This window comes from Pseudomonas sp. GV047, from assembly GCF_003058245.1.
Classification (GTDB): Bacteria; Pseudomonadota; Gammaproteobacteria; order Pseudomonadales; family Pseudomonadaceae; genus Aquipseudomonas; species Aquipseudomonas marginalis.
In genome coordinates this window covers 87,886-109,157 of sequence record NZ_QCWA01000007.1, presented here as the reverse complement: position 1 = coordinate 109,157, position 21,272 = coordinate 87,886, and the positions used below count along the sequence as shown (strand labels likewise).

Annotated in this window: 16 protein-coding genes; 2 read left to right on the top strand and 14 right to left on the bottom strand. The window is 58.6% G+C overall.

Annotated features, from left to right (window positions below; genetic code table 11):
- Positions 1-54: 54 nt before the first annotated feature.
- From C8K58_RS19390 to C8K58_RS32440, 12 genes are all read right to left on the bottom strand, one after another.
- Entirely contained in the window at positions 55-1,179 is a 1,125-nt protein-coding gene (locus C8K58_RS19390; RefSeq protein WP_108574222.1) for a hypothetical protein, read from the bottom strand.
- Positions 1,180-1,184: 5 nt separating this feature from the next.
- Positions 1,185-2,042 carry a histidinol-phosphatase gene (locus tag C8K58_RS19385; RefSeq protein ID WP_108574134.1) on the bottom strand — a complete coding sequence of 286 codons (858 nt, stop codon included), beginning with the start codon at positions 2,040-2,042 and terminating at the stop codon, positions 1,185-1,187.
- Positions 2,039-3,067, bottom strand: coding sequence for a radical SAM protein (locus tag C8K58_RS19380; protein ID WP_108574133.1), 1,029 nt, complete (start codon positions 3,065-3,067; stop codon positions 2,039-2,041). The genes C8K58_RS19385 and C8K58_RS19380 overlap by 4 nt, the downstream gene beginning before the upstream one ends.
- A gap of 38 nt (positions 3,068-3,105) precedes the next feature.
- Positions 3,106-4,932, bottom strand: a complete 1,827-nt coding sequence (locus C8K58_RS19375; RefSeq protein WP_108574132.1) for a hypothetical protein — start codon at positions 4,930-4,932, stop codon at positions 3,106-3,108.
- Positions 4,929-7,385 (bottom strand): AAA family ATPase, encoded by a 2,457-nt coding sequence (locus C8K58_RS19370; RefSeq protein WP_256592532.1) that lies wholly within the window; start codon positions 7,383-7,385, stop codon positions 4,929-4,931. Before C8K58_RS19370 ends, C8K58_RS19375 begins: the two co-directional genes overlap by 4 nt.
- On the bottom strand, positions 7,385-8,878 hold the full coding sequence (locus tag C8K58_RS19365; RefSeq protein WP_108574131.1) for a hypothetical protein: 1,494 nt from the start codon (positions 8,876-8,878) through the stop codon (positions 7,385-7,387). The genes C8K58_RS19370 and C8K58_RS19365 overlap by 1 nt, the downstream gene beginning before the upstream one ends.
- The gene (locus C8K58_RS19360) at positions 8,862-12,269 is read right to left on the bottom strand and encodes a DEAD/DEAH box helicase (RefSeq protein ID WP_108574130.1); all 3,408 of its coding nucleotides are present in this window, start codon (positions 12,267-12,269) and stop codon (positions 8,862-8,864) included. Before C8K58_RS19360 ends, C8K58_RS19365 begins: the two co-directional genes overlap by 17 nt.
- A 6-nt stretch (positions 12,270-12,275) precedes the next feature.
- Positions 12,276-13,670, bottom strand: coding sequence for a protein kinase (locus C8K58_RS19355; RefSeq protein ID WP_038848920.1), 1,395 nt, complete (start codon positions 13,668-13,670; stop codon positions 12,276-12,278).
- Positions 13,667-14,368, bottom strand: coding sequence for a PP2C family serine/threonine-protein phosphatase (locus tag C8K58_RS19350; RefSeq protein WP_108574129.1), 702 nt, complete (start codon positions 14,366-14,368; stop codon positions 13,667-13,669). Before C8K58_RS19350 ends, C8K58_RS19355 begins: the two co-directional genes overlap by 4 nt.
- Positions 14,368-15,039 (bottom strand): VWA domain-containing protein, encoded by a 672-nt coding sequence (locus C8K58_RS19345; RefSeq protein WP_108574128.1) that lies wholly within the window; start codon positions 15,037-15,039, stop codon positions 14,368-14,370. Before C8K58_RS19345 ends, C8K58_RS19350 begins: the two co-directional genes overlap by 1 nt.
- Before the next feature lie 166 nt (positions 15,040-15,205).
- Positions 15,206-16,690: a sigma-54-dependent Fis family transcriptional regulator gene (locus C8K58_RS19340; protein WP_166655313.1), complete on the bottom strand. Its 1,485-nt coding sequence runs from the start codon at positions 16,688-16,690 to the stop codon at positions 15,206-15,208.
- A gap of 287 nt (positions 16,691-16,977) precedes the next feature.
- Complete coding sequence (locus tag C8K58_RS32440) at positions 16,978-17,142, bottom strand: hypothetical protein (RefSeq protein WP_158277083.1); 165 nt, start codon at positions 17,140-17,142, stop codon at positions 16,978-16,980.
- Positions 17,143-17,707: 565 nt separating this feature from the next.
- Between C8K58_RS32440 and C8K58_RS19330 the strand changes: the two genes are divergently transcribed.
- Entirely contained in the window at positions 17,708-18,067 is a 360-nt protein-coding gene (locus tag C8K58_RS19330; protein ID WP_108574125.1) for a hypothetical protein, read from the top strand.
- Here the strand turns inward: C8K58_RS19330 and C8K58_RS19325 are convergent.
- The gene (locus C8K58_RS19325) at positions 18,048-18,563 is read right to left on the bottom strand and encodes a lysis system i-spanin subunit Rz (RefSeq protein ID WP_108574124.1); all 516 of its coding nucleotides are present in this window, start codon (positions 18,561-18,563) and stop codon (positions 18,048-18,050) included. The two genes, C8K58_RS19330 and C8K58_RS19325, sit on opposite strands and share 20 nt — an antisense overlap.
- The gene (locus C8K58_RS19320; RefSeq protein ID WP_108574123.1) at positions 18,560-19,093 is read right to left on the bottom strand and encodes a glycoside hydrolase family 19 protein; all 534 of its coding nucleotides are present in this window, start codon (positions 19,091-19,093) and stop codon (positions 18,560-18,562) included. Before C8K58_RS19320 ends, C8K58_RS19325 begins: the two co-directional genes overlap by 4 nt.
- Before the next feature lie 110 nt (positions 19,094-19,203).
- On the opposite strand from C8K58_RS19320, the gene C8K58_RS19315 reads away from it, so the two are divergent.
- Positions 19,204-21,249, top strand: a complete 2,046-nt coding sequence (locus C8K58_RS19315) for an acyltransferase family protein (RefSeq protein ID WP_108574122.1) — start codon at positions 19,204-19,206, stop codon at positions 21,247-21,249.
- Positions 21,250-21,272: the final 23 nt, after the last annotated feature.

Here is a 21,272-nt window from a genome sequence, read left to right as displayed (position 1 = left end):
CCGGTGCAGCCTCCCAATAGCTCACATAACGGACGTCCTCCACCTCGCTGCCGCTCAACCCCAGACCGCCATACCATCGGGCCTCAATAGCCCGGCGTCGACAAGATAGCGTTTGAGTATGAGCAACGACGGCGTGCACTCGGGCTGTGCGAGAAACTCATTGCCCAGCGCGGACGTGTACAGGCGCAGCCAATTGCGGGCGGGCACCCTTGGCAAGAATGCGGCCAAACCAGCGAAATTATCGCTGGAAAACACCAGACGCAGCGTACGCAGGATCGGCTGGTAATCCGGCGCGGAAAGCAGCGCAGCGAGGGTGTCGTCGAGCAGGTGGGTAATCACGACTTTATTCAGCCGCTCCTCGACCTTGGCGTCCGCGAGCGCCACCCGTGGGTCAATTGCCACCGGGTAAATCGACTGAAACGACTTCGCGCCACTGAGCATGGACTCGTAGAGCACCTTGTCCGCCGTCGAACCGGTTACCAATACATCGTCGCCAAAGATCACATGCACCCCACTCCAGCGGTAGAAGTTCTCTGCGGGGATGACATGGTCCTGGACCAGGTTGACGCGTTCACGTTCTTCGGTGCTCAAGCTGGCGTAGTTCTCACAAGGCGGCGCGATCCGTGGAAGCTTGACGTTGATGACCGTGGGCAAATGCATATGAGCCAGTTTGACATTGATCTCGCTGACCACGATCTCATAGAGCACGTTCGCCGTGGACGGCACGTTGCGCCAGCCGGTGGTCATCAACACCACGTTGTCACCACTGGCCTTGGCGCTGCGAAACAGCCGGGCCCAATGGGAGTAGGGGTCGTCCAATTGCGTGCACCAGTAGTCAATGACCAACCAGGCCAGGTGGCGAATATCCTCAATGCTTCCATACTTGGCGCGGCTGTAGATCGCCACCAGCGCCGAGGCATCCGCCCCGGTCGTCATGTCGCGGAACGAGCCCGCGCCATCCTGCGTCAGGCAGTGCAAAGCATGACCGCCAAGTACCGAGACATAGCGGGGCATGCTGATCAGCCCGCGGGCCAGCAGGTCGGCAGCGAAAGCGCGAAAACCCCGTTTCGCATCCTCGAAGCGGGTCGATGCCAGCGCCTGTTCAAACTGATCCAACTGGGTTTCTACGGGAGCGCTGGCGATCTCACGCCAGCAGGTCGGGAGCGGTGCTTCGGTCATCATGTTCACGGTTGAATCAATCCATCGGAAATAGTCACGGTCGCAGTCAAGGTTCCCAGGGGGACATCGACTCGGCGGCGGCTCTCGTAGTAGCAAATGCTCTGTAAGCCAAGCGGTTGCAGGCTCTGGAGTAGTTCACGGATGCCAGCACCGGCATCTCGCGGGTCATGGGTATCAGAGCCGACGGTGAACGCCGCCTGGTGCTCGATCAGGTGAGGCAACAGGGCGCGCGACGGATAGGACCAGCGCCCATGCACCTCACGCCCCGATGCGTTATCCAGGCTCGATTTGCGGATGCCCGAAGCGTTTAGCTCATACGCCACGCCGTTGCGCGCAAACAGCGGCAGTAAAGGCTCGAAATGGCGCAGTACGACCTCTTCGTCGACACCGCGCAACAGGGTGTCCGCATGCCCCACGGCATCAAACAGGCCGCTCCTCAGCAGTGCTTCCAGGTCCGCGAAATAACGATCCAGGAAGTTTTGGGCAGCCAGGCGCGGCAGCTCCCACACCTTTACCATTGGTTCGCCGGGCACTTCGACGTAGTGAATGGAGCCAATCACAAAGTCCAGTTCATGGCGCGCCAGCAAGGCCCGGTTATAGATATCGGAGCCCGGCATATAGTCGAACTCAAGGCCACGCAAGATCTTGATTTCACCCCGGTACGCCGCCTGCGCCCGCTGGATATCGGCAAAGTAACTGTCGAGTTCGGACTCCAGCAGACGGTTATCGGAGTCCACCGGAAAAGGTGCGTGGTCGGTGATGGTCAATACCCTCACACCGGCTTTGATTGAAGCCCGGACAAGTTCGTCGACCGTGCCAATGGCATGTTTGGAATAGAAGGTATGGCTGTGGGAGTCGATCATGGGCACACCATCTGTTCAAGCAGGCCATCATGGTTCGCCAACTCCTTGACCAGCCAGTAAGGGTTGTTCGCTTTCGCCATAATCGCCTGCACCAACTCGCGGTCATCAAACCGTGCCAGCAGGTCGGTCAGCGGCTGGGTATACAGCGCCCGGGCCAAAGGGGTTTCACTGATATGGCTGGCCAGGTGCTCCCAGCGTACGTGATCAAAATGGATGTTGCCCAGACGCTGATTCTCGATACCGTAGAGATATAAATCACCGTTGGGCTTTACCGTCAGGTCCATGCCATTGGCAAGCGGCGGTTTGTTCAGGCTGCCAAAGGTAAAGCGCTTTTTGACCTTGATCTCGATGGCCTGGATGTAGTCGAGCAGATCCAGATAGCCTTCGGGTGTGCCTGGCGCGGGATGGACGAGGTTTTTGTAGTCGATGCCGAATGATTCGCCGTCCACCTTCAACACATCCTCCAGCGCATTGCAGGGTTCAATGGTTGCGTGAATATCCCAGCGCGCCAATTCGGCGACCAGAAAGTCACGGGTGAATGCCCGGTCCGTGTCGATGGAGCGAAACGAAAAGCTCAAGCCCCCCGGACGCCGCGTGCGCAGGTAATCCAGACTCAGCCCATGGGCGCGCCATTTGACTTTCTCGATGTGGTGACTGTCGGCGCTCAAGCGGATGTTGCAGGTGTCGCCGTGGCTCAACACGATCTGGTCGGTGGTGTCATAAAAATCGAGCATTTTGTCATGGGGAAAGAACCCGCTGGTGATGAACTCGAACGCCTTCCCACCATTAGAAAGGTGCAGGATTTCGTGGAATACCTTGATGTTATTGAGCGGCTCGCCTTCCCCGCTGATAGAGATGCGCTTGACCTGCGGGGCATTGATTAGGGCCGCCAGGTTCTCCCGGGCGAGCGTCGAAAGCTCCATGCCGATGCCGATCTTGTGCTTGTCGGCATACATGCAGAATGCACAGCCGATTCCGCATATCTGGGTGATGTCGATGTAAAGGAGATGACCTTGCAGATCCATGCCTGAATTGCCTTATACGTATGAAGAGCAAAATGAAGTCAAGGGCGCCGTGGCCCCTGGATGTGTGTCGCCCGGCGCCCGACCTTGCGGAAATCTATCTCTGCGTTGAGTTTCTGCTCATACACCCACTGGCTTGCCTGGTGGCGCAGGTAGCGCTCGGTTGCACAGTCGCCACAGTTGGCCTTGAAGCCGGCCGGCTGCTGGAATACCAGCCGCACGGACGACCCGCAGACCGGGCAGGCCTGCAGCGCCACGAGTTCCTGCTGACGCAGCCCCAGGGCCTCGGCCTGCTGACCGGCGTTCGCAGCGGTCAGTGCCTGTTGCAACTGGGCCAGGTGTTTTTCCGACAAGACCTCGCGAAGCACCATCTGGGCCGACCCCGTCTCCAGGCTGATGGCGCTCATCTCCCCCCCCGCCCCGCGCATCACGGTGCCCGGCACCTTGGTAATCGGCGTGCCATAGGCCTGCAGCAGCGGCTGCCAGAGAATCGTATCAACCAGATGGCCAAAGCGCTCCACGCCGTAGAGATCAAAGGGCGAAAGCGCTATCCAACCCGCCTCCAGCGCCGCCTCGTTGTTCACCTGCCCCAATGCGGGCCAGGCAATGACCCTCTGGGGCAGGCCAGGAGTATGGTCCGGGCGCTCGGTAAAGCTGAACCAGGGCACCACCGTCAGCAACACCTTGGCGTCCGTACCCAGGATGGAACTCACCAGTTCCCACTCCAGGCCTGAACTGCGAAGGCTCAGGGTTCGTCCCGCCCATTGCGCCTCATCCTTGCCATCCAGGTAAGGGGCCAGGGCGTGGCGCAACATTAGCCCCGCATAGCGTGAGTAAGCACTCGCCAACTGGCGATTTTGCTGAAGGCGCTCCTGGGGGGGCTTGCCTGCACGCCCCTGTTCCTTGCGTAGTTCCTCCCACAAGACCGCCACATGACGATAGTGCGCGTCGTGACTGAGGATATTGGTCAAGTGCAGGCCACCGCTGGCTTGCGCCGACCGAGGCACCAGCGGATACAACCCAGTCTGTTTCAACCCGGCTATCGCCTTGGAGGCCGCCTTCAATTGCCGCAGGGTTTCACCCAGTAAATGTGAAGCTTCGCTGGTCATTTCCTGGTTACTGAAGGTTTGCCCCCAGAGTGCGCAAATGGCATTGGCCAGGCGATGGTCAAGGCCATCGGCCCCATAGAATTCCAGCGCCTTGCTCAGGGTGCCCTGGATCTGCTCCAAGGTCGCGATGCGTCGCCACAGATGCCGCTCGATACGGTCCAGCAGGCGCGCATACACACGGTTTTCGTAAGTGTTGTAGTCGTCCTCGCTGAAACGCGCCAACACTTTCCTTGGGATGACACCGCTCAAGGTCTGCCGCTGCCAGCACTCCGAGTGAGACGCCAGGTGCACCAGCGCGCCTTTGGCCATGCGCTTGGCTCGGGCTACATCCGTGACCTCATCTTCGTAGTGAAGATCCAGGCGCGGGCGCAGTGATACCTGGTGCAAGTGGCCCTTGCTGATCACGTCCAGCAGCGACACCTCGAACGGCAACAGATGGCTTTGCTCATTGATCACCTCGGCCGGCATCAACGGCGACCTCAAGGTTGCCTGCCGCGAAAACTCTGCATCTAGGGACTCAAGCGCACTGGCAAACAGCTCGGCCTGAGGAGACAGCAGGGCGTTCGACGGCACGAACCCATGCAGCGCTTTGTCCAGCAGGCAGCGGTCGCTGCCATCGGGCACCAGGATGTCTTGCCGCAGTAGGGTGTGGCCGTTGATCGTCACGCCGGATTTGCCGGCCCAGCAGAAGCGCCCGGGCTCGACCAGCCCGGGCAGCGTGGCCACGGGCTCGCCCAGCAGTCGGTCAAACCAGTTCAACGATGCCCTTCCCGGCGTTTGATGTCCGCCGTCAGCAGGTCCAGGGATTTGACCGGGTCGCCCTTGAGGTTCGCCTTGATCCAGAAGCTTTCAAGCGCGCTCATCAACTCCGTTACATCTGTGGTGCCAACGTCATAGCGCCCAGTCACCTTGCCCTTGCGCATCACACGGGTGGACAGCAGATGGTCGAGGGCCTGCCCCTCACTCGCTCCGGTCTCCAGCATGACCGGAATAAACCGCAGTGCCTGTTTCTCAAAGCGGTTGCCCCAACCTAGGTCAAAATGGCTGGCCAGTTGCTGGGTAAATTCATCGCGGGTCAGCCTACCGAGCAGGTCCTTTACAGGCATCTCATGGAGCAAGCACGCCCGATTGAAGGCTTTTTGCAACGAAAAGAATGAGTACCGCTTCTTCTCGTAAGGCTGGATGACAAACCCCGCATCCTGCTTGGGCAGGGTCATCACGTGGGCACGGTCGTAGGTCTTGTCGGCCAACTCGCTGGTGGATTCATCATGGTTGGCGGTACCGATAAACCAGACGTTATTCGGCACCAGTATTTCCCGGCCGTTCTTGAGGTTGAGCGGCGCACCCGACAGCGCGACTTCCGACAGACTGATCAGGCGCTCCCTTGGATCATTCTTCTCCAGCGCCGAAAGGAACTCGGAGAAATACTGCTCGGGCCTGGACAGGTTCATCTCGTCCAACAGCACCACGTTGCAGGCGTCGTCCCAGCGAGGGGTCTGCGCCTTGTACAAGGCTTGCAGACAATCCTTCTCATAGAAACGCCGCTCAAAGGCGTTGTAATGGCCCAGCAGGTCATCCCGGTCACGCCAACCCGCTTGTACGGCGATATCCGTGCAGAAGCCGCCCATGGCCTTGGCGAACGCCTTGGCCAAGCTAGTCTTGCCTGTGCCGCTAATGCCCTGGAACACATGAAGCTGGCTCATGGCCAAGCCGCCCAACAACACCCGGATGTCTTCAATGGGATAGAACAGTTTGACCGAGGCTTCTGCAGTGGCGATGCGGTGCTGCAATTCAACCGCGAACGGCCCGAGGTCCTGCACCTCCTCCAACTCAGCGCCAGCACGGTAGTCCTTGTGGGTGTCCATCAAGGACATGGCAGGGAATGGCGTCTGGGTTTTCTGTGCGTTGGTCAGTTGCTCAACGGTGGTGGCCAGGTCATTTATCCTGGCGTCCAGGACGGTTGCATGAGTCTCCAGCACGCGTCTTTTTCGCTCGCTCCATTCAAGGTCAGTGGCCGCGACACGCGTCATGCCAACTTCGCGATTGGCCTTCTCGTATTTGGGCATGATGTCGGCAATCTGCATGCCCAGGTCCGCCACATGCTGGCGAAGTTTATCGTTTTCGCCCTGCAGCTCTGCGGCATCGGATTGTTCCAGCCGGGTAAGCAGCGCCCTGTTGTCTTCACGCAGTGCACTCAGTTCGTCAAGCAGGACCGTCGCCGACTGATCCCCCAACTGAGCTTTCAACAACTGCAACTCGGACAGCTCGTTTGCGCTCTTCTCCACCATTGCCCAGGCCTTGCGCTCGCGCGTTTCCACGCGTTCCACCTCGCGTGCGAAGCCGTTGCGCTCCTGCTCCATCTCGCGCGCAACCTGATCCTGCTGGGTCGCCTTGGCCTCCTTGACGGCGGCCCACTCCCGGTCCAGGCGGCGCGTGCGGTCCTCCACCTGCTGCTCGCGTTGTGCAAGCGCATCTTCACGGGTATCCAACACATCGGCACGGGCAGCCTCGGCTTCAGTGCAACGGAATTTCACATCGGCGAGCTGCCTGGCGAGCTGGCGCAATTCCTGGTCCAGGGCCTGTTTTTCTTCCTGACGCAGCCCAAGCTCGCTGTCATGCTGTTCGCCCAACACGCGCTGGCGCACTTCGAGGACCACCAGCGCCTGGCGGTTCTGCTCGGCAAACCCGGCCTCGGCATTGACCTCACGCAGCTTGACCTCACGCTCGCGCTGCGCCAGTTCGCCATCGGCTTGCGCCTGTCGCTGCTGCACGCGTTCAAACTCAGCCTGGCGAAGGGCCTGGGCCTCACGCTGTACCTCAAGGACCGCCTGGCGTTCATCCAGCTGTTGCATCCGCGCATCACATTCCCGGCCGGCCTGGTTGGTCAGCTCCCAGCGCTCCTCATACTCTTCGAGCAGTGTATCCGCGCGCTTGCCCAGGTCCTTGCAGAACTGGGCGAAGCGCTCGATCCAGGTCGAAAACGCCTTGCTGTCGTCATCACTGATGTGGGCGACCAGCTTGCTCAAGAAGGCTTCATCCACCGAAAAATCAGGGGCCAGGGAGCCACAGGAATACAGCTTGGAGGCATTCCCGAAGGAGGCGCTCCACATTGGCACCTGCTTCTCCAATTGCACGCGATTGGCAGTCTTGGCAGGTGCGGATGCGCCGCCTATCGGGGCGCTGTAAGGGGCGTTACGATTATTTTTGGCCATTACATCCATTCCTTGAAACGTTCGGTAAAGCCCAGGGCGTATTGAATATGTTGCTGCGCCATCGGCACGGTCACGGGGGTGACTTTCTTGCCGGTAAATTTGCTGTGGGCGTGGCTGCCCTGGTTACGCAGGGTGGCCAGCGCCAGGAGCTGTTCCAGTTGCAGCTGCTCTTCGGTCAGCGTCTTGAAGGGATGCCCGGCATGGCTGCTGGCGCCCCAACCGGCGGCAAAGAGCAGTGCCTTTAGGGAGCTGCTGGGGCTGGAGCACGCCGAGATGACCTGATCCAATTTTTGCCGGGCCAATTGCCCAACGACCTCGGCGTTGAACGCGGGCAACCGAAACGACGTCAGGATTTGGCGAGTGACGCGATAGTCAGCACGCTGCTCTCCCCTGGGCATCAGGGCAGGATCGACCGGGAACGTGCCGATCAGCCATTGCATCACCACCTCCAACAGTTTCTGGCACTCGGTCATGGCTGCTTCAAGCTCATTCTCGGCGGTATCGCCCTGGGCCAGTTTTTCCTGGCGGGACAGCAGCGCTGCCAGGTAACGCTTGATATCCGTCTGGCGCTCGACCCAGGGAAACTCGGTTAACACCCGAAGATCCGCCTGCTTTTGCAGATCGGCCAGCCACTGTTCGACGCTCTGCTCGTCGCCGCGAGGTGCCTCCACCAGGCTGGACAGGTACTTGAGCAGCCCCTGGTTTGCCTTCACCAACGGTAACAAGCGGCTGTCCATCCACCAGGCCTGGTCACGCAGGTCGAACGGGTCCCTGATTGCCCACAACTGCCCACCATCCGGGTCTGGCGTAATCCACACCAGTACATGAGCGAGTCGGGCCTGGGCGTCCTGGCGCTCCACCCCTTGCAGCTTGATCTGCTCGGGCAGGTCGGCCTTGCCATACAGCTGCAGCGTTGCCCGGTAGTCCTCGCGATAATCCCGATAGGCTTTCATCAACGCTGGCGTGCTGCAGGCCGGCTGCACACGCTGGTTGGGCAGAAGCAGAAAAGGTGCAGTCGTTTGACCGGTTTTCCTGTTCAGGGCAAAGACCGGGAACTGTCCACGTGTTTCGGTCGGGACGATGTCCTTGAGCTGTGCCTCGAAGCGCGGCCACAGTTCACCGCCGAGCGCGTCCTGGAAGAGGTACCCGGATTTGAGATTGGCACTGGCCTCCTCCTCGTCCAGCAGCATGCGCAAGCCCTTAGGGGTAACGGCATCCGCACGGGTCACCAGCCAGCCATTGCTGACGGCTTGGGCGAGGATCAGCTTGACCAGGTCTTCATGCAGGTTGGTCAGCTCGGCAATCGCCTCTGCCCGCACCACTTGGGCCCTGATCAGGCCCAATACGGCACGTTGGAACACGTTCAACCGTGCACGCGTGACTTCGGGGTACAGCACCCGATGCACCCACACCGGCCACAACACGGCACGAGCGCTGCCGTGGGGCCTTTCGCCGAACTTGAGGTAGGTTCCGGATTCACCGAAGGCTGCCATGCGCACCTCCACAGAGTTGGTGCAGCGCCACCAGGGCAGGCACGGCTTCCTCTGCATCGACATGGGTCGCCAGTGCCGCATCACCGACGCAGATCAGCATCTGGCGCTGGCGACTCATGGCCACGTTCATCCGGTTGGGTAACCGCAGGAAGCCGTATTGCTCATTGAGCAGGGTCTCCCGGGACTTCTCCGGGCTATCTTCGGCACGCCCGGCCGGCCCGCGCCGACCTTGCGGGCCGGTGCGTACACAGGACAACAGCACCACATCAAACTCCTTGCCCTGGAAGGCATCCACCGAACCAACCCGCAGCCGCTCTTCTGAGTACTCAGACCCATCACTGCGGACTTTTTTCGCCCACTTGAATTGCTCATGGGGCTCGATGCCGGTGCTCTTGCGTTCCATCAAGGGCACACCATCGATCTGCACCTGGGTCAGTTTTTCCATGATCAGGTCACGCTGTGCGGCATAAAACGTGATCACCCCCACGGAGAGGGCTTCACCGCCCGCGATCATCAAACGCTTAACCTCTTCCACGACCCGCTCGGCTTCGGTCTCGCGCATGGGGCTAGTCCCTCCCAGACGTTGCGCAAGGCCCGCGCTGGCCGGCACATCGATCCACTGGCAGACCTTGTTTTCGTAATGCCCACCGTCGTTGCCCAAGGCCCGGATAAAGTCCGGCGCAAACGCAAACTCATCATCCTTGCGCGTGGTCTTGACCGCCTCTAACCCGACTTTTTCATAAAACTGTGCACTGACAAAATCCCCCAGCACGCGGTGCATGCGAAACTGTGTGTCGAGCATCACCACGCGGCGAATGCCGTCTTTTTTCTCCAGGTCCTGCAACATCAGGCGCATCCTCTGGAAAAGACTCGAGCGCAAGGCCTCCAGCTGCAACGCTGTGAGTGCATGCTCCTCCTGCAACTGGCTCTCGACTTCTGGCTCCAGCATGTGCGGCAACTGGCGGTCATCGCCGACCAGCACGATGCGCCGCTTGGCCATGGCCATGGGCACGAACAGGTCCAGCGGGTTGGCACGCGCGGCCTCATCAACGATAACGGTGTCGAACTCGATGTCCATGCTGTCCAGGTCTGACACGGCCTTGAGGCTGGCCATCTGGCGTCCGGCCGCCTGCTGGCAGGTGGCGCCCACCACCATGGAGTATTCCTGGGCCGCCGCCACGGCGGCGGCACGGTCCATTTCCAAACTGCCAGCCAGTTGCTCCAGTACCCAGGCCACCCCCAGCTTGCGCTGGGAAATCTTGTCTTGCAGATGCTGTTCCAATTGGTCGATCAAGCTGACGCCCAGGGCATCGAGTTGGTGCTTGAGTTGCGCAGGTCGGTAATCCGGCAGGAAGCGATCCAACAAGCGGTTCTTGCCCTCGGCCAGGCGCTGCAATAAATCCTGCGAGGCCTGCCGGCAATCGGCGGCTTGCTCCAGCAGCTCGCGCATTCCCTCACCGAGCGCTACATCGTGGCGCTTCAACCAACTGAGCAAGTCCCACGCACGGTCGGCACCGTCATCACTGAAGGCGCCAGGCTTAACCCGCAGGGCGCGAATGCGGCGCAGGGTTGCGCTGTCGACTGCGTCGGCGCCGCGTCCGCGAGGCAGAGGGTTGATCTGATCGATATAGTCCTGCAACACCTGTTCCAAGCGCGCCGGCAGGAGCAGGCCGTGTTGCGCCAGTGAACGGGCCGTCGCCAACATGTCCTTGAATGCATCGGCCCGTTCTGCTGGTGAAAGGCTTGAGACACGGGTCATCAACAAGGCCTGTGACAGGCGGCTGACGGGCTCCAATTCCGGATAGCGTTCGTACTCCTGGGCAATTTTGCCCTGGACATGCTCGACTTGGCGTTCAAGCCAGGGATCGATGCGATTGTCTTCTTCAACATCTCGACGCTTGCCGCCGATGCGTGTGGCCGGCAACTTGAACACGTCGCTGCGCTCCAGGGCGTTATCCACGGCATCATGCTGAAAGCTGCTGATCAGAACCTGCCCGGCAATGTTCTGCTCGCGCGTTTCTTCCGCCAGCCTGCGCTGCAAGGCTGCGATCACCTGGGTCTTGCCGGTACCGGGAGGGCCGATGATGATCGCCAGTTCCGGCGTATTGAGTGCCTTGTCCAACGCATCGATCTGTTTGTCTGTGGGTTGGCCACCTTTAAACGACTCCTTGGCGTAGGCTGTCAGGCCCTTGAGCGTGCGGCGCCGCTCCGCCGGTATGGCCAAACCTTCGAGCAACCACCTGAGTGACGGCAAGCGCCTGCCGGAATCAATGGACTGCTTGGCGATAAGGCGTCGCTTGCCAACGGTGCGGTTACCGGCAACGGACAGGTACAGCCAGCCCTCGGGGCTCTTGGGTTTAACGTCGTTATGGGTCGACACCGGCGTGAACACCAGACACTGTGCTTCAAAGCGGATCCGCCCACGGGGTGTCGGGGCAAACGAGTCGGACGGCGCTTCATTGCTCAATTCTTCCGACCAGTCCGGCGGCGCGTCCCCCAGGTCGAACTGGGTATCGCGGGACAAGTCCAGGCCCTTGTGACGCTCGCAGAATAGTTGGTAAGCCTCTGGGGACTTGGGCCACAAGCGCCAGGCGTTTTCTCGCCCGTTCTGGAAACTTTCATAGCGCACAAACCGCAACGCCTTGAGGGTCTGGGCCTGTTGCAGCGCGCGTTGCCACTCCTTGTCGTTGTAAAGGTTCCACAATTCCAGGTAGCCCGCATTGTCGCGCAGCATAGCGTTGAGCAACACTTGCTGGGCGGGGCTATTGAGCTGCGCCGCGACCGACGCGTCCCGAAAGGCAAAGTCACCCACCAGTAACGAAAACGAATCGCTGCGCCGCACATGGCGAGCCACGCGTTTTACCAGCAGCGCACCGTCGGCGGTGCGCTCGATATCGGCGCGCCACCCCATGCCCAACACCTGGAAGCTGCCCTTGGCTGCGGTGTTGTTGAAGCGCGAAAGGGCCAGCCAATCACCTTCGAGCGCACCTTTGACGACAAACTGCTCCTGCATCCACTGGCAGGCCTGTTCGACATCGTTCTGGCCGATTTCCTGATGGGTATACAGGCTGTCGGCAATCAGCCCGTCGACCCTGAACTCCAGGTTCATGGCCGATACATCGGCAGGTGCGCAGTACTGCACCTGCAATTGGTTTTTTTTGCACGCTGCCAGCATCCAGCGCACCTGGTCCCGTGACGCCAAAGGGCCGAACAGGGTGCTTTGCGACGGATTGCAGGTCACCACGATACGTTCGTCGCCCTGCACCACCAGCCAATCATCCTGGTAGCGCTGAACGGTGATCGCTTCGTTCACGCGCAAGGACTGGGTTTCCTCAGTCGTCGAGAGGCTCAACACATCCGCGCAAAACAATGGGAATTCTTGAAGGTTCATCGTTCATCACCACCGGAATTGCCAGACGACATGGGTTTCCCCGGGAGGGCCGATATGCAACTGGTACGGCTGGTCATACTGGCCACGACGTGCCGCCTTGAGCCCCTGGAATTCCCCGAGTTGCTTGGGATCGCCCTCGCCTTGCAGGTACAGCTCGCCGTCTGGCAACTGGTGGATCCCCAGGCCCTTGCCGGTGTATTCGAGGCGTACATGGTCGGTGGGCCAACGGTCATAACTGAACGAGGGCAACAACCGCTTGAGCTCTTGGTTTGCCCCCGGTTGCAGGTACACACGGCGACCGGTGGCGATGCGGTGGTCAGGCAGTTCGGCGTCCCTTTCTTCCGGCGCCAGGCAGATGAACTCCTCGAACACCACCAGGTTGGCGTCGACCGGTGCATCGCAAAAAAAGCAGGCCATGTGCGCAGGGTCAACGCCAGTGCCCGGCATCAACGAGGTGGAGGTGCATTCGGCGCACTCAACCATGCGTTCGTCGATCTCCACCAGGGCTTCCAACCATTCGGCGATACCCGGGCGGGCGATTGCATCTTGCTTGCCCTGCTCGAAGCAGCGACTGAACAGCGCGGGCAAGCGGCTGTGTTCGGCCAATTGCAACGGCAGGTTGGCAAAGCAGGCATTGTCGGGGTCATCCGAATCATTGATCCATGGATGCTCCCCCCGCAGTGCCGCGTCCTCTTCCTCCGGCTCACCCAGTTCGACCAGTTCGCCCTTAAAGGGATGGTTGTGGGTCAACACGCGATAGGCGATGACGGCAAAGCTCCAGCAGTCCGTCAGGCTCGACAGCATGGCCTCGCCGCGCACCACTTCCGGCGCGCCATAGTCGGGGGTGTGAAGGGTCAGGCCGCTGTGGGCCTGCAGGCTGATGTTGTCGCAGTCGATCAGCCAGGTTTCGGCAAACCCGGGATCATCCGACACAAAAATATTGGCCGGGGACAGGTCGCCGTAGAGCATGCCGCGCCCATGCAGCTGGTTCAAGGTCCTGGCCAACTGGCACAGAATACGCACCCGCCGACGCAGGCCGCCCTGGGCCAGGTAATCACTGGCGGCATCGTCCTCGGCGGCGACAAAACTGTCCAACAGGCTTTGCAATGGAACCAGCCCGTCCATCAGCTCCATGACATAGCCAAAGCGCGGCGGCTTGAGCAGTGCCAGCGGTCGCGCCAGTTTCAGGTCGCTGAGGTCCTGGCGGATCAACCATGCCATATGACGATGCCAGCGTTGCTTGGCATCGAGGTCAGTATGGATAAAGCCCTTGACCAGGACAGTGGGCAATTGTGTGCGATACACCACACCTTGCCCGCCACGGCTCATCTCGCTCAACAAGTCGTAGCGAGTGCCCTTTTCATCCAGGACATGTTTGGTACTGCGCTGGGTAGCGGTCATTGTTTGTGATCCGTTCGAAAGATACCGGCGATGCTCTTGTCATCACCGTGAAGTGGCGTGGACCAGGCGTGCATTTCTCGCTCCAGCCAGGTGCGCATGCGGCGTCTGTTGCTGCGGGCAAGGCGGCGGTAAATCACATCGAAAAAGGGTTCCAACTGCTCGGGGATCAGATCGTCACTGATGCCGTCCGTCATCAGCAGCACGCCATCGCCGGGCAGTACCAATTCGAATTCGCAGGTCTGCCACAGCCCCTCGCCTGCCTGGGCCAGGGTGTCGGTCTGGTTGCCGAACCCCTGGCGCGCCGCGCTGATCACCCGGAAGGCACCTCGGCTCTTGAGCAGCAGCAGCCCATCCCCTATCTGCCCGGCCTGCCCGCGGCCGCGGGCATCGACCCGGGCCCACAGGCAGGTGGTTTCGTAATCGCGATAGCGGGTGCCGAAATGCTCAAGCCAGGACAAGCGAATGGCCTGGCCCAGTGTTTGTGCAGACACGGCGAAGGCCTGCCTGGCATGTTGCTTGACCAGGCGTACCGCCTTGCTGGAGCCGATGTGGCTCAGGCGCCGGCTGCCCAGGCCGTCGCAGACCGCGATGCACCACCCCTGACGCACGCCATAGACCCCCATGGCATCCTGGTTGACCACGCCGTCCTGCAGGTGCCCCGGCCCGATGACCTTGGCACCAGACGCTGCCAGGCGCATCAGAATTCCCAGTCTTGATCATCGGCAGACGGCAGCTCCAACGGGAGCGTTTGATTGGGGGTCGACGACTGGCTACGGGCGCTGACGCTCATGGTCACGGCACGGAAGAAGCGATGAATATCCCGTGCCTCAGAGGCTTGAAACAGCGGCGCTTCCTGATCATTGGCGAAGTCGGCCAGCATGCTCACATCTGCATCGGCACCGATGCCCATGGCGAAGCGCGTGGCCTTGGAGGAGCGCTCGCCATTTTGCAATTGCGCAAAAGGCGTCTCCCACTCGTCATTGGGGTAACCATCGGAGACCAACACAATCACCGGTTTGTAGGCGCGGGACGGCACGATGTCTTTGTCTTCGATCAGTTGGCTGGCCAGGCGCAATGCGCCGCCCAAGGGCGTGGCGCCATCCGCCGTGAGCTGGCTGAAACTTTGGATTTGATGGGCCGGGGTCAAGGGCAGGTTCAACTCTGCGCTGCTGCCGCCAAAGGTGATCACGCTCACCTGGATTTCAGCGCGCAGGCGGCTTTCATGGGCAAAGGTGGCGATCATGTCCTGGAGCGCGCTGTTCAACGCCTCGATCTTGCCGCCCTCCGACATGCTGCCACTGGTGTCCGCCAGCACAATCACAGGCAAAGGACGGGCAGCTTGGATCTGGAATTTCTTGAGCTCTGACATTTCAACGGTTCCTTGGTAATCAGTAAGTGACGTCCTGGTTATAGCGAGCTTCGTGCCAGAATAATTTATTTCTTTAAAAACAATAATTTACGAAATACAAGGATCAATAACGCCCGAAAAAAAATAATATTCATTACTTCAAAGTAATTTTTCTTACCCTCGCTTGTTATTCGACACAGTGCTTTTCGATCCACTTGCTCAGGGTCTGCTGGCTCTTGAGCCCCAGGAGCAAGGCGGCTCGGGTTTTGTTCTGGCCCGTTGAGGCCAATGCGCCACGCACGTAGTGGCTCACGACTTTGGAAATGATGTGGTTGATGTCCACCCCTTGGGACACATCCATCGTCATCAGGTCGTTGTCCTGCGCCGGCAGTTTGAACAACGCCTGGTCAATATCGCCCCGGGTAATCAGCGAGTCCTGGCACCAGAGCGCAGCGCGCAGCAAGGTGGCGTGTAACTCCCTAACGTTGCCGCGCCACGGGTGCCGTTGGATGAGTTCCCTGGCCTCCAGCGAAACCTTTTTGTCCTTCAGGCTGGGATCTTGGCTGCCGATACCGGCCAGCAGCGCATCGGTCAAGAGCCGCAGGTCACCCTCGCGCTCGCGCAGCGCCGGCAGATGCAGGACACCTACAGCGATGCGATAAAACAGGTCCTCACGGAAACTGCCCTGTGCGACGTCTGCCATCAGATTGCGGTGAGTGGCGGTGATCAGGCGCACATTCACCTGCACTTCACGACTGGCACCGACCGGCGTGAAGGTGCCCTCTTGCAGTACACGCAATAGCCGCACCTGCACGGCCAAGGTCAGTTCACCGAACTCATCAAGAAATAGCGTCCCGCCATGAGCCTGTTCGAACACCCCAAGCCGATCTGCAATCGCGCCGGTAAACGCACCTTTTTTGTGGCCGAAGAGCACGGAATCAACCAGTTCAGAGGGAATAGCACCGCAGTTGACAGTTACGAACGGCTGGCTAGCGCGCGTTCCTGCGTTGTGGATGGCTCGGGCAAACAACTCTTTGCCGGTACCCGTCTCTCCATAGATAAGGACCGGCACGCCTTTCTCAGCAAGAACCTGGGCCTGTGCCTTGATGGCCAGCATGCGACCACTTTCCGCGACAATGCTGTCAAACGCGGCATCCACCGGCACTTGCTGCTCAGCCAGTTTGGCCAACTGGTTGCCGCTGATTGCGCTGGCCGCTGGAACATACTCGGCAGCGATTTCGAAGGGGATATCAACCTGCTGGACACCTTGTTCCAACGAAGATTGATAGAACACTGCGGGGTAACGGGTCTTGCCCAACAGGATCCACACCGCCTGCATCGCAGGTGTTCCGGGGCTCAGCAAGATGGAAAGATGTACCCCTTCTCCCACCAACCGCTGCAGATGCCGATTGGCCGCGTGATAAATCTCGCCGAAATGCACAGGGGAGGATAACGGCTCGACATAGGCCGTGACGGGAATATCGACTTGCTCGCGGAGCCAGCGAAGATAACGCTCAACCTGCTCCGCAGGGTACGCACACAAGAGTTCGACGCCATCGAAATCGACAGCAGCGAGGGCCGAACGGACAGGCCCCGCCCCCTCGCCGATCACCGCTTTCAAATCGTTAGCGCCGATCCAACTGACCAAAACCTTATGCTTTACCGCAACCATCCCTGAGCTCCAACAAATCCTTTTGCTAACGAAGGCCCTCATCACGATCAAGGACTATCGCTACCAGATATCAAATCAAATGCCTTTATACTTAAAAAGTGGCCATTTAACATCTATCCGTTAGTAGGCACCCACATGATCCTATTTACTTCGATTTAGCATCAGGCTGATGCGGCAGGCTACACGCACTCTCCACCACGATGGAGGCGGCTCCAATCAGTGCTTATGCAATCCGCCAGATTTTGAATCTTGAATGCCTTGGAAGCAGAGCTACGTGCAAGAGTCGATTAACGAAATGACCAATCTTCTCGTTCGAGATGCGAAACTCGCCTATCACAGGTATGACGCTCTGGAAATTTACAAGCTGCAATTCGCCACCAAGGCGGCAAGGTTTTTACTTCTTTGGGCTGGGCTTCTTCTTGGAGCGTGAGGGATTGAACGATGTCGTCCATGCGCGCCATCCTTTGTCGTTATGTCCAATGGAGTGCCGGAATTGGTCAGCCAGGAGGACACTCTTGAGCTGATAGCAGGATGAAAGCTCTTTTCTAGTGAGAGCCGCAATGTCTCTTTGTCGTTACTGATTTCTCCTCCCATCATCGAATGGCCGCTACGTAGACCGAAGCAAGCCGCCTGCTAAAAGTTCCTAGAGCAAAATTCGATATTGGTAACACACGCGAAAAATCCACTCAGAGCTGACCGTTTTGTGGGGGTAAAAACGCGGAAAAATAAAAAAGGGTCGCGAGATAAAATCTCGCAACCCTTTGAATTATATGGTCGGGACGGAGTGATTCGAACACTCGACCCCTAGCACCCCATGCACGCAGTACCTCTGTAAGACCTTGTTAAGTAGCTGTTTTTATTGGCGCTCGCTGCAATCGACTGCCCACAAGAGCTTACAAGTGCGTGAGAGTGTCACGCAAAAGTCACGCACCCTCCCCGGCGTCCTGCCGACGAAAACCACTCCCCAATCCGCACGACCTCGATTACTGTACGAACATACAGTATCGAGTAAGAATCATGGAAATCGACGAAGACACCTGCGAGTGGCTGGGCTGCTCCACACCGCTCGAAATGTACAAGCATCAATGCGCCCTGCTCGAGGACGAGATCAGCGACCTGCAGCGGCAGCTGGCCAAGTCGAGAGCGAACATTGCCGGCCTCGTTCAGATGAACGACCTATTGATCACAGGGAAGGCCGCGGCTGAGGAACAGCTCAGATCCATATCCTCACAACTCAGCCTTGCGAACGTGCACAATTCCGAGCAGAGCAAAGAGATCATGAGCCTCAAAATGATCGCCAGCCAGAACTCACACCTTCGCGTTGAAAACCAGCGGCTTCTCCTGGAACTGACCGTCCTCAGGGGGCCACAGCCCTGACGTAAGCCTGGCAGGCCCGCAGCGCGATCACGGCGTTATCCCCGTCGTCGGTGATGGCGATAATTCGTTGCGCATGCGCTGGGTCAAGTTGGGCTCGACGGGCTGCATGAACCACGCCGGCGGTGCCGGAGGCGGCAGGCACGTTGCAGCAACCGGCTGGATCCTCGGCAAGGAGGACTGACAGCCGGACATCAGCAGTAGCAAGCTGGTCACGCAGGCGAGCCTGATTGCGCTGGGCATCGGATAATTCCTTGGTATGTTGTTGGTCTTGGCTGGCGAGCTTCTGCTCCAAGGCCAGCCTTTTGTCTTGCTCAGCGCGGGCCTGGGCCTCGGCGGCATTGCTGATCGCAGCCAAGTCATCCTTGTGCAGGCCTGCCTGCTCGGCGAGCGCCTTGCCCATGCGCCAGTCTTGGACCTGCCAGGCCAAACCGGCAGCACCGGCCATCAGCCCCAGGGTCAGCGCCACCAGACCGGCCAGCTTCTGCACCGGCGTCATGCCAGCACCTTCAGCGCCGTGTCGTACAGCGCCTGGCGATCGGCTTGGCCGATGAGACCACCATTGATGCGCCGGGTGATCTTCACGAAGTCGCCCTGATCCGCCAGCGTGTTCAAGCCACGGGTTGACCAGAACCATGCCGCCGACATCGCGGCGTACTGCGGCTGCTCCAGGAGCGTGGGTTGATTGATCAGATCCAAGCCCAGCGCTTCCCCACACGCCGCATGGTTCGCCCGGCCGGTGATCTGGATAAGGCCGCGCCCGCGATACTTGGAGCCGTCGCCCGGCACGGTGTTGCCCAGGTCGGCACGACCCTCGTAGCCGGCCTGCTGCGCCGTGGGGCCCCATATCTCGCGCACGTAGCGAAGTTGGCCCGACTCGTGCCCGACCTGGGCAATGAACGCGGCGGCGCGCTGCGTGCCAACGATGCTGTAACGGTTCATTGCCGTGTTCAGGGCAGGAACAAAAACGCCGGCTTGGCGGCCGGCGTTCGGGAGGATCTGCAGCAACTGCTGCTCAGTGATGGGCATGACTTTCTCCAAGCGAAAAAATACCCGCTCATGGCGGGAGATTGTGTAGTTGCTGTTACCATGCATGCGCCCAAGCAGGGCGCTGCCATAAAACGGATTTAAAGCGAAGAATGACAAACTTATCTGAAGCTTCATCCGCCGCAATTCAGTGCGGCACCGCACACCAAAAGTATCGCCCTGACATAGACGGCCTTAGAACAATTGCTGTCATGGGAGTTGTAATTTTTCATGCCTTCCCGGGCCTTCTCAGGGGCGGCTTTGTCGGCGTAGACATTTTCTTCGTGATATCTGGATATCTGATAACAACGATCATCAATAACTCAATAAAAGATCGGAGCTTTTCCGTAATCGAGTTTTACTCGAGACGGATTAATCGGATATTCCCGGCTCTGATCCTGATGCTGGTCACAGTGATGTTGTTTTCTTGGTTTGTGCTTCTACCGAGCGATCTGGAGGCATTAGGAAAGCATGTGGCTGGAGGAATGGGATTTTCGCAGAACTTAGTTTTGTATAAAGAGGCTGGCTACTTTGATGCCTCGGCCATTTCTAAGCCACTACTGCATCTCTGGTCTCTCGGCGTAGAAGAGCAGTTTTACCTGACGCTTCCGATACTAGCCTTGGCCTTTTCCTCAAAACCAAGTTACTTCCCTTTCGCAATTGTGATTATTGCATTAGCGTCTTTCGGGATAAGCCTACATAACTCCTACGCAAACCCGGAAGCCGCCTTCTACCTTCCGGCCTCTCGCGCTTGGGAGCTTTTGATCGGCGGCCTCATAGCCACATTTTATGTTCGCACAACCTTATCGACGAATCTATGTAATGCTTTTTCTATAGTTGGTGCACTCTTGATATGCGCTTCGATGATTATTATCGAAGAGGGAATGCGATTCCCTGGGTGGGCAGCTTTGGCGCCAACCATGGGGGCGGCTCTTATCATCAGCGCCGGCCCGACTGCAATCGTTAACCGGCTAGTGCTACGCAGCAGGCCATTCGTACTCATCGGGCTTATCAGTTTTCCTCTGTACCTTTGGCATTGGCCACTGCTATCTATTGCGTGGCTTGTAGACGCGCCTGGTAGGCTTGAGCGGCTAGCACTGGTGGCGATCGCGATCATTCTTTCCATTGCCACGTACAGGCTGGTAGAGCTGCCAGCCAAAAGATGCAGGCATAAGGGGCGGCTATCGATTGCTCTATTGATCGTCGGAATAGCTCTTCTTGGCGCAGGGATCACGATCTACAAGGCGGGCGGATTTCCTGACCGAGAAAGCATCAAAAAATACAGTGAGATCGACAAGTCACTTGCTTGGATCTACTCGAAGAATGAGCTTTGCAAAGAAACCTTCGGCAAGCCTGACTACCTGGATGAATGGACGTTCTGTTACACCAACAGCAAAACGCCAGATGTCATCATCATCGGGAACAGTTTTGCGAACCACCTTTACCCGGGCCTAGCGAACAATACGGATATGGCTGGAAAGGGCGTTCTATCAATTGGCATCTGCGACCCGGCCGCACACACTGATTGGGGAAATCCTGAAAATCCAAAAAGCCCGTGCGCATCACGAAAGGCAGACCTGGAGCGAACATTTATTGACGAAATCATAAAAAATACCGCATCAATCAAGACGGTTATAATAAATGCTTGGTGGCCAGCATTCGACGCTAGCGGAAACTATGTGAACGCAGGCGGCAATTATGGAGAAAAGAAAGTAAAGCTGTTTGACAGGCCGGAAATGGACGATAACTCTTCTTTTGAAAATTACTTCTACGGTTTAGAGGATCGTGTTTCGTTTTTAGAGCGAGCCGGCAAAGCAGTTGTAATCTTTGGACCGAAGCCTGAACTGAGAAAGGATATAAAAAGCTGCATTGGAAGGCCTCTAGGGAAAACAGAAGCCGGATGCAGTTCGGACACCAGTACAGAGTTGAACAAGGTTCTAAAATTTAGAGAGGGCGTCTACGCTCTTATGGTGAAGCACCCGAACCTGAAATATTTCGACCAGTTCGACCTGTTTTGTGATTCTCATGTATGCATTTATTTCCGCGATGGGAAGCCGCTTTTGCGTGACGATGCTCACCTATCGGTATATGGAAGCTCATACGTCATGGATAGTTTTGTTGCATGGAGTAAGGAGCACATGCCGGAGCTATTGAAATAGCCCCGGGCTATAGTGCCGATGGC